This is a genomic window from Corynebacterium curieae (assembly GCF_027570035.1).
GTDB lineage: Bacteria > Actinomycetota > Actinomycetes > Mycobacteriales > Mycobacteriaceae > Corynebacterium > Corynebacterium curieae.
In genome coordinates, this window is the sequence record NZ_JAKMUU010000004.1 from 210,459 (window position 1) to 223,427 (window position 12,969).

At 59.3% G+C, this 12,969-nt stretch carries 8 protein-coding genes and 1 pseudogene; all 9 read right to left on the reverse strand.

The annotated features are described in order from the left end of the window. Positions 1-8: 8 nt before the first annotated feature. A complete protein-coding gene (locus L8V01_RS08600) occupies positions 9-1,190 on the reverse strand; it encodes an N-acetylmuramoyl-L-alanine amidase (RefSeq protein ID WP_269946662.1) in 1,182 nt (393 codons plus the stop codon). An 87-nt stretch (positions 1,191-1,277) separates the two neighbouring features. Further along, positions 1,278-1,601 (reverse strand): thioredoxin, encoded by a 324-nt coding sequence (gene trxA, locus L8V01_RS08605; protein WP_259887624.1) that lies wholly within the window; start codon positions 1,599-1,601, stop codon positions 1,278-1,280. A gap of 6 nt (positions 1,602-1,607) precedes the next feature. After that, positions 1,608-2,534, reverse strand: coding sequence for a thioredoxin-disulfide reductase (gene trxB, locus L8V01_RS08610; RefSeq protein ID WP_269946663.1), 927 nt, complete (start codon positions 2,532-2,534; stop codon positions 1,608-1,610). Between the two features lie 84 nt (positions 2,535-2,618). After that, positions 2,619-3,167, reverse strand: coding sequence for an RNA polymerase sigma factor (locus L8V01_RS08615; RefSeq protein WP_269946664.1), 549 nt, complete (start codon positions 3,165-3,167; stop codon positions 2,619-2,621). 83 nt (positions 3,168-3,250) lie between these two features. Then, positions 3,251-5,776 carry an aminopeptidase N gene (gene pepN / locus L8V01_RS08620; protein ID WP_269946665.1) on the reverse strand — a complete coding sequence of 842 codons (2,526 nt, stop codon included), beginning with the start codon at positions 5,774-5,776 and terminating at the stop codon, positions 3,251-3,253. Between the two features lie 181 nt (positions 5,777-5,957). Then, on the reverse strand, positions 5,958-6,491 hold the full coding sequence (locus L8V01_RS08625; protein ID WP_269946666.1) for a YceI family protein: 534 nt from the start codon (positions 6,489-6,491) through the stop codon (positions 5,958-5,960). Positions 6,492-6,707: 216 nt separating this feature from the next. After that, complete coding sequence (murJ, locus tag L8V01_RS08630; RefSeq protein ID WP_269946667.1) at positions 6,708-10,136, reverse strand: murein biosynthesis integral membrane protein MurJ; 3,429 nt, start codon at positions 10,134-10,136, stop codon at positions 6,708-6,710. Between the two features lie 18 nt (positions 10,137-10,154). Next, positions 10,155-12,350 (reverse strand): DUF6049 family protein, encoded by a 2,196-nt coding sequence (locus tag L8V01_RS08635; protein WP_269946668.1) that lies wholly within the window; start codon positions 12,348-12,350, stop codon positions 10,155-10,157. Next, positions 12,350-12,943: pseudogene (locus L8V01_RS08640) on the reverse strand (NUDIX hydrolase); the annotation flags it as partial. The pseudogene L8V01_RS08640 and the gene L8V01_RS08635, both read right to left, overlap by 1 nt. Positions 12,944-12,969: the final 26 nt, after the last annotated feature.

Genomic DNA, 12,969 nt, shown 5'->3' on the forward strand with positions numbered 1-12,969 from the left:
GACTAGGTCTAGGCCTGCTCGGCTTGCAGAAGCTCGGAGAACTTATATGCGCCTGTCACAGCGGTGTCCTGCTCCATGAGGTACATGCGCTTTACTGCAATGACGATGGCTTCGGCAATGTCATCGCGGCGGGACGGATTGGTGAGAATCTTTACGTCTTCTGGGTTGGTCAGATATCCCAGCACTATCTGGATGACCGGCATCTGGGTCAGGCGCAGCAGATCCCAGGTGCGGCCGTGGTTGCCGCAGTCTAGCAGCTCGGTGCGGGCGACGATTTCGCGCTGGATGAACCCAGAGAGGGTCTCACCAATGAGCGAGGAATTGCCCAACTCAGAACCAAAGTAGAAGGTGGCAACACCATTGGCCTTCTCATTGGGGTAAGAATCGCAGGCCAAAGAAATCACAATGTCCGCATCGAAGGCATTTGCCAGTTCGGCGCGCGACTTTACATCAGCATCGGAGGTGCGGGGCCGGGAGATGATGGTCTCCATTCCCGCTGCAATCATGCGCCCTTCGATTCGCTGGGTAAGATCCCACAGGATTTCTTGCTCTGAAATATCGCCGAAGCGACCCTTGACCAGCTGTCCAGCTTCGCCGCCGCTTAGGGCGGGATCGATGACGACGCGCTTGCCGGCCAGCTTCGGGCCTGCGTTGCGCACGCGCTCGCGTTCTTGAATATTGTGTGCGGAGCCGCCAGTGATGCGGCGGCCGAGCAGACCAAGCGCGCGGATGGTGGCGGGGCCGCATACACCGTCTTCTTGCAGGCCGCAGTTGTGTTGGTATTCCTTCAGCGCGGCGTGGGTATTAGGGCCGAAGTGGCCATCTACACGCTGCTGGTAGAAACCAAGTTCTTGCAGTTGCTGCTGCAGCTGGGAGATATCGTCACCCACCAGTGCATTTGCGGGCTCGTAGCTGAGCACGCGGCTGCCGAGCGTGTACGAGGCTTGGCGCAGTTCGCGCAGGGTGAGGTCATCGATCTCACCCGTGGGCACGATGCCGCGCGATTGCTGAAAGGCCTTGAGGACCTCAGACAAATTGGCATCAAAGCTCTTGTCGCTCTCGGAGTACTTCTGCTTCTTCCATGCAGAAAGCTCCCCCTTGAAATCTGACAAGAGGCCGAGACGGGCCAAGGTGGCGCGAGCCTCAGCTACACGCACGCTTGTATCGCCGACTCGAAGAACGCGATTCACGCCTTTTACCCCTTTCGCAGCCCGCTTTAATTTGGGCCGCATTCCAGAATTTCTACACGCTTAATCTAATAGAAATTAGATTAACAGTTAAAGCTGCTTTTTCACTTGCGCCACGATGTCATCTTTAGAACGCAGACCAACAAATTCATCTACCTTCTCGCCGTGGTTGAAAATCAGCACGTTTGGGATGGACATGATCTGGAACATGGCGCCCAGATTGCGCTCTTCATCCACGTTTACTTTGGCGATGGTGACCTGGCCAGCAAGCTCGTCTGCCACCTCTTCCAGGATGGGGGAAAGCTTCTTGCAGGGGCCACACCATTCAGCCCAGAAGTCTACGACGACGGGCTTATCGGACTCGATGACGTCCTGACGGAACGTATCGGTGGTTACATTCTTGACGTTGCTCATACTAAATTAACGGTTTTCTGCGAGGAAATGTTCCGCATCAATTGCTGCACGGCAACCGGAGCCGGCAGCGGTAATTGCCTGCTGGTAGTGGTCATCCACCAAGTCACCGCAGGCGAAAACACCTGGTAGGGAGGTTTTAGTGGTGGGCTGGTCAACTACAACATAGCCGTTGTCATTGAGCTCAACCTGATCATTGAGGAAGGAAGAGCGCGGATCATGGCCAATTGCTACGAACATGGCAGTGACGTCCAAGGTGGAAGTCTCGCCGTTGGTGACGTCCTTGAGTTTGAGTGCGCCGACCTTGCCATCGGCTTCAATAACTTCTTCGACGATCTTATTGGTCTCCCACTTGATCTTTTCGTTGGCCTGGGCGCGCTCCAGCATGATCTTGGAGGCGCGGAAGTTCTCGGAGCGGTTCACAATGGTGACAGAGTCCGCGAACTTGGTGAGGAAGGTAGCCTCCTCCATGGCAGAGTCGCCGCCGCCGATAACAGCGATATTGTGGTCCTTGAAGAAGAAGCCATCGCACGTAGCGCAGGTAGAAACGCCGCGGCCGGTAAGTTCTTCCTCACCTGGTACGCCGAGGTGGCGCGGGGCGGCACCGGTGGCGAGGATGACGGCGCGGGCCTCAAAGAGCTCGTCACCCACGTGCAGCTTTTTAATATCGCCTTCCAGCTCAACGGAGTCAACGACCTCCATGCGGAGATCCGCACCGAAGCGGATGGCCTGGGCGCGCATTTCTTCCATGAGCTCTGGGCCCATGATGCCCTTTTGGAAGCCGGGGTAGTTTTCTACCTCGGTGGTATTCATAAGCTCGCCGCCGTACTCGAAGCCCTCGAAGACAATCGGGTTGAGCTCGGCGCGTGCCGCGTACAGCGCGGCGGTGTAACCGGCAGGGCCGGAACCTACGATGGCAACATCGTGGACGGTCATTGCTAACTCCCTTAAATCAGAGTGTGGTTTCGCGTAACGCCATGAGTCTACCCGCCACGGTGGCAAACGTCGGTATTAGCAAACTCACCCGATGGCGACGCGTAGGACTTGTCTTGCGCGGGCACGGCGGGATTTGATGGTGCCGGGCTTTACCCCTTGGGCGGTGGCGACTTCGCCAACGCGGAAACCGGCGACGTCGGTAAGTACCAGCGCCTCTCGTTGATCCTCACGCAGCAGCTGCATGGCCTCGCGCACCACCAGCTGCTCCGCTAGGTTTTCGGAGGGATTATGTGCCAGCAGCGGATTGCGATCGTCTTCGAAGTCTTCCGCATCTAAAGAGGCATTTTCCCTGTTCGAGCGGTGGTTGAGGTAGTCATAACCAGAGTTTTTCACCAGCCGGTGCAGCCAGGTCGACAGCGCGGACTCGCGGCGATACGAGTGTAGATTGCAACTGGCGCGCAGAAAGGCTTCCTGGACCACATCTTGGGCGTCATGATCGTTTCTGGTGTAGCGGCGTGCCACTGTGGTCAGCCGCGTGCGGTGGCGTTCCACGATGGTGGAAAAGGCCTTATTGTCCCCCTCGATAAAAGCATCAACTAGTTCTTCGTCACTGCGCTCATGACTAATAGTCATATGTAAATTTCCCCCCGGATCAATAACTCTTATATACAGTGTGACCCGAGGGAAGCTAGGGCGCGAGCGCTAGGCTGTACAGTCTATTGACCAGCCCGCACGCGCAGAGTGCGCCGCAGGTTATCTCGGCACTCCAGCAGCACGCGGCGCAGCGCACCTGGAAGCTCTCGGTGCAGCAGGTGTGTCGTGGCGGCATCGGCCATGGGCAACTCTGGGTAGAAGCCACGGATGAGGCGGTTGGCAATCTCAATCGGGTGCGCGGCCCAGATATCCTCAACGCGGGAGAAGAATTCCTCCGCAAAGGCCTCCTGCAGCGCGGCCGAGCGCGGCGCATTGAAGCCGGCAACCAGCGCGTCCACCTCGGCATTGGAGTACGCACCAGGGGCAAGCGCCTTATCGAATGCAGCGCGCTTGGTCTCCGGCGTGGGGAAGGCGTGGCTGGCGCCGAGGAATTCGGTAGAGCCGGTCAGCGTATTATCGCGCTGCTTTTCCTCCTCGAGCTCGGCCGGGGTTACGGCATCGCGGGCAGCGAGGGCGCGCAGGACGGACCAGCGGATTTCGGGGTCCAAACGAAGGCCCGCAATGTCACCGGAAAGCAGGGCCTTAAGGCGCTCGGTGCCGGATTGCTCCGGTGTTGCGGCGAGGGCGCGGATGGCGGCGCGAGCGAGCACAAGCTGCGCATCCGAGGCTGATTCGGCCTCGTCTAGGTGGCCCCAGATTGCCTCGGCATAGTCAGTGCGGGCCTGCTCGAGCTCTGCGTCCGCAACATAGTGCGCAATGGCAAAATTGGCATTGGCGCAGGCAGTAGCCAGCAGCGTCGTGTTGGTCTCGTAGGCTTCGTGCTTGACGACGCCCCCGACATAGTCAACCGCCGTCAATTCCCCATCGCGAGTGAGGTTCCACAGGGCGGTCCAAATGACCGCGCGGGTCAATTCATCCTCGATCTCGGTTAAGCGGTGCTCGACGGTATCCAGCGAAGTCTCGTCGAAGCGGATCTTGGCGTAGGTATGGTCGGCGTCGTTAAGCAGCAGCAATGCTGGGGCCGGGAGACCGGCTGCCTCATCAATGATGGTACGGGTGGTGCCATCGCCGGCTGGGAGATCGATGTCGATCTCGCGGTACTTGTGTAGGGAAGCATCAAAAAGCGAGGCGGTTAGGCGGTGTGGCCGGGTGACATCCTCGGCCTCCGCAATGATGGCTAGCTCCGCAATCTTCTCGCCTTCGGTGTGCAACTCGGGAGTGAGCGTATCTGGGCCCCAGGTGCGCAGCCAAGCGTCCGACCAAGCATCGAGGTCGCGGTCCGTGTGCTTTTTGAGCGCCCTCAAGAGGTCATCAAAGGTGGCGGCGGCAAAGGCGTGCTCTTGGAAGTAGTCGCGGGCACCGGCGTAGAAATTATCGCGGCCGACATAGTGCACCAGCTGCTTGAGCACCGCGGCGCCTTTGGCATAGGTAATGCCGTCGAAGTTCTGGCGCGCGGCATCCACGTCTGGGATCTCCGCCTTGATCGGGTGTGTAGTGGGCAGCTGGTCTTGCAGATAAGCCCAATTCTTGCGGGCGCCGGCAAAATTGGCCCAGGCCTCGACGTATGCGGTGCCGTGTACGGAAGAATCGGCGCCCATAAATTCCGCAAAGGACTCCTTGAGCCACAAGTCATCCCACCACTGAGGGGTGACTAGATCACCGAACCACATATGGGACATCTCGTGCAGGATGGTGTTTGCACGGCCGGCATGCTGCGCGCGGGTGGCATGGGAGCGGAAAATGTAGTTCTCTGTGAAGGTCACCAAGCCAGGGTTTTCCATGGCACCCAGGTTGTACTCGGGCACAAAGATGGAATCGTACTTGCCCCACGGATAGGGATAGCCAAAATTCTGGTGGAAGAAGTCCATGCCTTGGGCGGTAAGTTCCAGAATTTCCTCGTCGAGGTGCTCAAACATGGACGCGCGCGCAAAGGCGCGCAGCTGTACCGAGTGGCTGCCATCCGGCGCGGTCCACGTGCGCTCTTGATACTTGTAGGGACCGGCGGCGAAAGAAGTCAGGTACGTCGATAGTGGCGGAGTCGGCGCAAAAGTAACGGTGGCGATATCGCCCTCCTCGCGGCGTTCGACTTCTGGCTGATTGGAGAGAATCTGCCACTGTTTCGGTGCGGTCATGTGTACGTGGAAGACGGCCTTGAGGTCCGGTTGCTCTAGGCACGGAAAGATGCGGCGGGCATCGGAAGGCTCGAGGTGCGAATACAGGTAGGTCGAGTCATCGGCCTGATCATGCATGCGGTGCAGTCCCTGTCCGGTGCGGGAATAACGAGAGTGGCTGGTGATCTCGATGGCAAGGTCCTCGCCTACCGGCAGATCGTGCAGGCGGATGATGCCGCCGTCGAAGTCCACCTCTTGCGGGGTGCCATTGACCTTGACCTCTGCGACTGATTCGCCCAGGTAATCCAGGAAAAGTTTTGGCTCGCTGCTGCTGAGTTCGATGCGGGTAGTCACGCGGTAGGTGGGCTCATCGAGTACCCCTGAGACATCGAGGTGGAGGTGATAGGCGCGCAGGTCCACCGCCGCTGCGCGTCCTTGAAGCAACTCGTGCTGGGTCTTGTGCTGTGGTGCGGTCATACCTACGAACTATAGTTACCGCCATCACTGAGGGTACTGGGGGTGGCTGATCCATATGCCGAGGCCAGCGAATTGGGGCGGCCGAAGAAAAAGAAGAGCCGAACGAAGGAGTGATTTCCTCAGTTCGGCTTCTTAACTATGGGTATATGTGGGGCGCGAGTGAGGCGCTCCTACCTAGGCCCTACTGCTTGATAGCGGAGACCTCGAGCTCAATCTTGATTTCCTCGGAGACAAGCACGCCGCCGGTCTTTAGCGGAGCGTTGAAATCGATGCCGAAGTCCTTGCGGTTGATCTTGGTGGTTGCCTCGAAGCCCAGGCGCGTATTGCCAAACGGGTCTTCCGCGGTAGCAACATCTTCCACGTCGAGGTCGACGGACTTGGTGGTGTCCTTGATGGTGAGGTCACCGGTGACGGTGCCGTTGCCATTCTCATCAACGTTGAGGTTGGTGGCCTTGAAGGTCATCTCCGGGTACTGATCTACTGCGAAGAAGTCCTCGTTCTTCACGTGTGCATCGCGGTCATCGTTGCCAGTGGAGATGGATGCGGTACGGATGGTGGCCTGAGCGTTGGACTCAGCGATGTTCTCGGCCACGGTAATGGTGCCTTCAAAATCTGCGAAGTTGCCACGGACCTTGGTGACCATTGCGTGCTTGGCGACGAATCCGATAACGGTGTGGGCTGGGTCGAGTGCGTAGGTATCTGCTGCGAGGGACATAGTGAATACTCCTAAGGTTGTTGTTTGCGTTACACCCCACAGTGTACGCATTACTTCTAAATAGTCAACACTTGAAGTAAATAATTTTAGAATATGCAGGTCATGGACTTTTAAATTCAAGAAAAATAAAAATTGAGGCCGAACTGAAGGCGATTTTTCCTCAGTTCGGCCGTCAATCTATGGATCATGAATTAAGTCCCGGCTGCCGGAGCCTTCCTAGGGCTGTCCGACGAGCTCAATATCTGCGATGGTTGCCTTATCGGACTTGGGCAGTTCGGTAATCATCAGGAGAAGGGCATCGAATTGCTCGTTGGTTTCCTCCAACTCAATATCTTCCTTGCCGCTTTTGAACTTACCCCGGGCCAATTGATGCAGGGAACCAGCCTGTGGATTCTCGGGATTGAAGCTTTCCTGGTTGACGCCGTAGACCGCGTATTTTGCCCCAGTGGAATTGGACTGGACTACTGGCATTACCGCGAGGTGGGTCGGGTTGTCCAAGGTGACCAGGACTCCGGTGTCTTCTTCGGTGGTGGACCAGGTGGTGGCTGTTTTGCCGTCGATAAGCGCGGCGTTGTCTTTGTCATCGGGGACGGTGACCGCGGAGGAGGGCTGGAGGCGCACCGGTGGGGTATCCGGGATATCCGTGGTGCCATTGATGGTTTCGCTGACTGGGTTGGAAGCCTCTACATCGCTGAGTAAGGACATGATCCAGGTGGTCAATGCGGCCATCGCTACGACGAAGATGGTGGCGAAGATGCCGATGACGATGACGCCAGAACCGGAATAACCGCGGCCGCCAAAGCCAGGCTCTTGTGCTGGATCATCCTCTTGGGCTGGTTCTTGCTCTGCCTTTACCGGTAGGGCTTCGGGCGCGTCCTCAGGTTCCTCCGGTGCAAAGTCGTGCAGGCGCTGGGCGATGCCGGCTAGCGTCAGCTCTTGGGCGGCTTGCAGCCCTTCTGCCTTCTCATCGCGGCTGTCCGCGTCGGCATTATCGAGCGCAAAATGTGCCTCTTCGACGCGCTGGGCGGCCTCTTCTGCCGAGAGGTTGGCATCGTCGGAGATATCGCGCAGCTTCTTCGGCGAAGGTTCGGTGGACTCTACAAGCAGCTCGAGGGCGGAGCTTAAAGCCTCGCGATCTGTGGTGGCGGAGGTACCATCCAGTACCGCTGGGAAGGCAACCTTGACTACGCCATCGGTAGAGACGCGGAAGCGGTCGCGGTGTTCCACGCCGAGGGTGAGGCCGGCATCGTGGGCAGCGGCGGCGTCGGCAAATAGCGGCGCTGTCGCACGGGCCACGGAATGGGGATCGAGATTATTGGCCTCCGCCACCTGTTTGAGGGAGGTGCCCTCAAACCAATCCGCCACCACTAGGCAGCCGGTACGGTAGGACAAGATTTGGATATTATCCGCCACCGTATTGAGCTCCAGCTCGGCAAGGCGGCGGGTATTGCGGGAAATTTCCGCGGAACGACGTGCCGCGATTCCTGGTGTCGAGGGAGCGATAGGCGCGAGGCTATTGGTATCGACGAAGGTCATTGCAACTAGGCGGCCGGTGGACTGTTCGCGGGCTTGCCAGAACTGTGCGCCGGTGACTGCACCGTGGTCCTGCAACAGGCGGAAGCGGCCATCCGATACCGGGGCGCCCGGCACCAACCGCGGGCCACGGACGATGCCGGCGGACATCGGCGGCGGTACCAAGGTGGCATTGAAGGAGTCCTGGGTAAATACCGGGCGGATCTCCGGTACATCCGGCTCCTCCAGCTCGATGGCCTTGGAGGAATCGACGGTAATAAAGCGGGACATGCCCGGGACGCGCTGGAGTGCGCGGGCAAGGTTTTGTACCTCCGGCAAGGAGGACTTGGACAGCACTAGGCCAGTAGCGATGAGGAAGATGACGCCAAGAACAACGACCTTGAGCAGCGAGACGATGGAGGGAAGATTCTCCGGGAGGAGGAAATTCACTCCCCAGTACAGCACCCACGAAACGATAAGGCCCACTAGCCCGGCACCAGAAGCCCACAGGACCGTCTGTGTGACGGCCTTGCCGCCCAGGCTGCCGAGCTTCCGCTTGAGCAGGAAGCCGCCGATGACCGCACCGGAGACAAAGCCAAAGCCATTGGCCGTACCGAGCAGAATGACCACGCGGTCCGGGTTGGTGGTCATCAGCGGAGCCAAAAGCGTGAGGACGATCTTGGTCAACGTGATGCCAGCGATGATGAAGGTAGGCGTCCACGCTTCCTCACGGGCGTAGAACACGCGAAGGTGCAGTAGCACCAGTGCGTAAGGAATGAGTGTGAAGGCGGAGAAGCTGATGGTCAGGCCGAGCTGCTCGGCGCTTTCGGCGCCGTAAGCGCCATATTGGAAAAGCGCGCGGGCGATGGGAACGCCAAAGCCGGTCATGAAGATGACAATGGGGATAAGTGCGATGAAGGTTAGTTTGGAGCCCAAGGTGAGATCGTGGACCACGGCATCAACATCGCCGTCGGCGGCGTTGCGGGACAGGCGCGGCATGATGGCCGTTAGCAGCGTCACGCCAATAACGCCATAGGGCACCTGCAGCATGAGCCAGGCATTCTGATAGACCAGCGGAGCGCCCGCATCCGCGTATGCGGCCACGCGAGAGGTAATTACGTAGCCCAATTGGGAGATGGCTACGTAGGTAATAATGGCCAGTGCCATGCCGCCGAATTGCTTGATGCGGGCATCAAGGCCCCACTTGGGGCGCAGGTTAATGCCGGCCTTCTTTAGGTACGGCAACAGGATGAGGCACTGCACCATTACGGCGGTGGTGGTTCCCAAGCCCAGCAACATGACGTGCGGATCGGCCACTGGAGTGGGTTCGTGGGGATCTAGCTGGCCGGGCAGGAAACGATAAGCCAGCAGCACGCTAATGGAGATAATGTTATTGACCACGGGGGCCCAGGCGCCGGGGCCAAAAATATTCTTCGTATTTAAGACAGCCTGGAAAAGGGCGAAGAGGCCGTAGAAAAGGATCTGCGGCAGCAGTAAAAAGGCCAAGGAGGTTGCCTGCACGGCATTGGCCTTGGAATCCTCCGGCAGCATCATCCTTGTTAAGAAGGGAGCGAGTACTACGGAGGCGATGGTGACTATGCCCAGGATCGAAAATGCCAGGGTAAATAGCCGTCGGACAAAGGTCTCGCCACGATCCGTATCTTCCTTTTCCGCGCGTACGAGGACCGGCACGACCAAGGAGGTCAGCACGGCACCCAGAACAATCTCGGTGACGAGGTTGGGGATCTGGTTGGCGCTACTAAATGCGGTGCCTACCGTGGCGCCAAGGGTGGCGCCGATGAGCATCTGGCGCAAGAAGCCGGTGATGCGGGATAGCAGCGTCGCGATGGCCATCGTGCCTGTTGCGCGGATGACATCCTGATTCGAGGATTCGGTCTCCGCGTTGCGGCCGGTGAGCGCGGACTTGTCCTCCTCGGGCGGAACGGTGGTGCCCTTCTCCGCGGGAGTGGGGCGCTTTTCCGGTACCGGAGCCGGAGGAGAGGCCTTGACGATGCGCCCGCGGGCACCCGCCGGGGCGCGGTGTTCTGCCGGCGCGGCGGCATCCGTCGGGTCAACTACACCTGCAGGTGACTTCTCCACGTGTTCGGCCTCGCGGCCAGTCTTATCAGTCATAGAGGATACAACTTCAACTTACTTATTAAGCCTTTGTGATTTTTTGCGCCGATGGCGGCCTAGCCGGAAGAGCATGGCTAAGACCAGCGCAAGAGCGCCGGCTATGCCGACGCCATACACGCTTACGATACCGGCACGCGTTTGCACGGCGATACTGATTGGCTCCGAGATGGTTTGCTTTTCTGGGGTGGCAAGCCACAAGCCAATATCCGTGCGATCGACGTCCTTAGGCATATCGGCGGTCATGGATACAGTAATAGAGCCCTTGGCCGGAATTCGGACGCTCTTGGGCGTGTTGAGGCGCGCGCCATCGGGGGCGTCGTATTGCAGCTTGGCCTCCACCGGTAGCGGAAGACCGTTTTCGGCCACGATGAGCAGCGGCGATGACTCGGAAACGCGGGTATACACATTGCCCGGTGGGATAAGCGCCACAGAAGAGCGCAGGTCCCGCAGCGTATCCGAATGCACATCCATGGTGTGTGTAAATGCGCGCCGCGCTTGTGTATGACTGCCCAGGCTATCGCGGTTGGTCAGCGAGAGCGCGGTCAGCAGATCCCGGCGCAAAGGCAAGATAAATTCATAGCGTGTGAGCGCGATATCTGGATCATCGACCATGATATTCATCAGCTCATCGGTATAGCGGGCTTGCTGCTCCACGCGGACGATATCGGATTCGGCGAAAGCGGCGGGATCGCTAAAGGGGCTGCCGGGAATCGAACCAGGCTCCGCGGTCTCCAGCTTGCGGCTGGCGAGGCTGCGCGGATGGGAAGCCCCAGAATCGATAAGCGTCTGGGCAGAGTCGAGCGCATACTCAGCGGCGCTGGGGTCCAAGTAATTGGGCAAACGCGCCACGGTGTCCTCGCTAGCGGCCAAGCTTAAGGCTGCGCCGCCGGTGATCGCGCGGGAAAGATCGGAATCGAGCGCGTAGTCATAGCGTAGCTCTGGGTTGGAATAACCCACCGTCTGTGGCTTGGATCCGGTTTGGGCAAGCAGGGCGCCCAAGGAGGCATCGAAAGTAACGGCACGGCCGGGCCAAGAGGTGTTATCTGCTACTAATGCGGGCACAGGGAGTTGTTGATCTATGTAGCCCGAGCCGACCGCGAGCAGCGAGGTGGCCGGCTTTGTCCCTAAAACTCGCTCGATGGTGTGATCGCCGCGCTGTAGTCCCTCATAAGTAAGAAAGGGATCATTTGCCTTGGCCACAGCTGAAGCATTGGCGTTGGCCCAGGGCATGGACATAAAGCAATCTAGCTCCCGCAAGCGATTGAGCCAGCGGGCGGCATCCTCTTTGCCAGTGCCGGGTTCGAGGTGCACATCGTCATTATTAGTGAACCAGGAATCGCGCAGGCGCTTTGGCCGCTCAGCTTGGGATGAGCGGGCGGAGCCCACCTTATAGCCCTCCGCCATGCGGCTGACCGTGTCTAAGAGGGCAGGATCGATGGCTACGCAGGCCGCCCCGCGCAGATCATGGTCGGCATAAGTGCTGACTAAGCGGTCGAGGCGGCCGCCCTCCGCCAATTCGGCGGCTAGCTTATCGGAGGAGAGGATAAGGTCCTCTCCCCCAGTGCCACCAGGTACCGAGTCGATATCGGCGCTGATGGGATAAACCACGCTGAGATCGTGGGGTTTGGGGTCCGAGGGGGCATCGCCAAGCGCCGGCTTCTTCCCTTTTACCTGGCCTACCAGGCGCTCTTCTGCAAAGCTGACTGCTTCGCCGCCGACGGTGCCGGTGAGGGTAAAAAGCAGCGGATAGGCTCCGGGCTCCTCAATCGCCAAGGTCTGCTCGCCGTGCAAGGAGGTGGGAACCTGGAAGGTAACCTCGCGGGATTCGCCCGGTTGCAACGGCGCGGTGGTGGTGCTGGGGCCGTAATACGGAAACTCGCCGGTGGCCAGCTGCGTGCGGGCCTGCGCGGTATCCTCAACAGCATCGCCGCGGCGGCTGGTGAGCTGGAGATCCTCCATGGCCTCATCGGTGGGATTGTGCACCCGAAAGGTAAGTTTCAAATCTTGGTCCACGGCGAAGGGCTCGGCCGCAATAAGATCGAGGTTGGCCCGCTCCGGACCGCGCGCGCCCAACCACGCCTGGATATCCTGCGGTTTTTCCGCGGCAGAATCCATTTGTGCCGCTGCATTCGGCAGCGGTAGGCACAAGCCCCACCCCGCTACCGCCACGCAGCCGCCCACGGCTGCCCAAGACTTCAGGCGTTGGCGCATTACCGTGGGGTCACTTTCCCCGCGGCGGCTTCCTTTCGTGCGAGATCGGGAAGGAGATCGTGCGCGATGCGCGCCAGCTTGCGCTCATCGGCGTAGGCTAAATGCTCGATGAGCTCGGAAACTGGGATCCACGAGACTTCGGTGACCTCCGGATCCTCATCGTTCATAATGCCGTCCACAAAACGCAACAGGTGGTGGTGGACGGTTTTATGGATACGCACCCCATCGGAGACGAACCAATAATCAATCACGCCGAGGTCTGCAAACACCTCGCCAAAAATGCCTGTTTCTTCCCATACCTCGCGCTCGGCGGTGACTTCCTTGGCCTCGCCATTTTCCACGTGGCCTTTGGGCATGGACCATAGCAGGCGCCCGCGGCGGTCGAGGCGGCCGATGAGCGCCACATAGAGCCGGGAAAGATCCACCTGGCCATTGGCATCAACGCACTCTGCCAAACCCGAAACAACCAGTCCGCCCGCGGAGGTTTCATCGCGCGTCTCCATGGCCGTGGATTGGCCATTACCACCGCGGTAGGGCTTGCGCTGCTGATTAGTGCGACGCGCGCGATTATCCGGCCGGCGGCGCCGCCTGCGCCGAGACCGGTTGCGGTTGCGGCCGC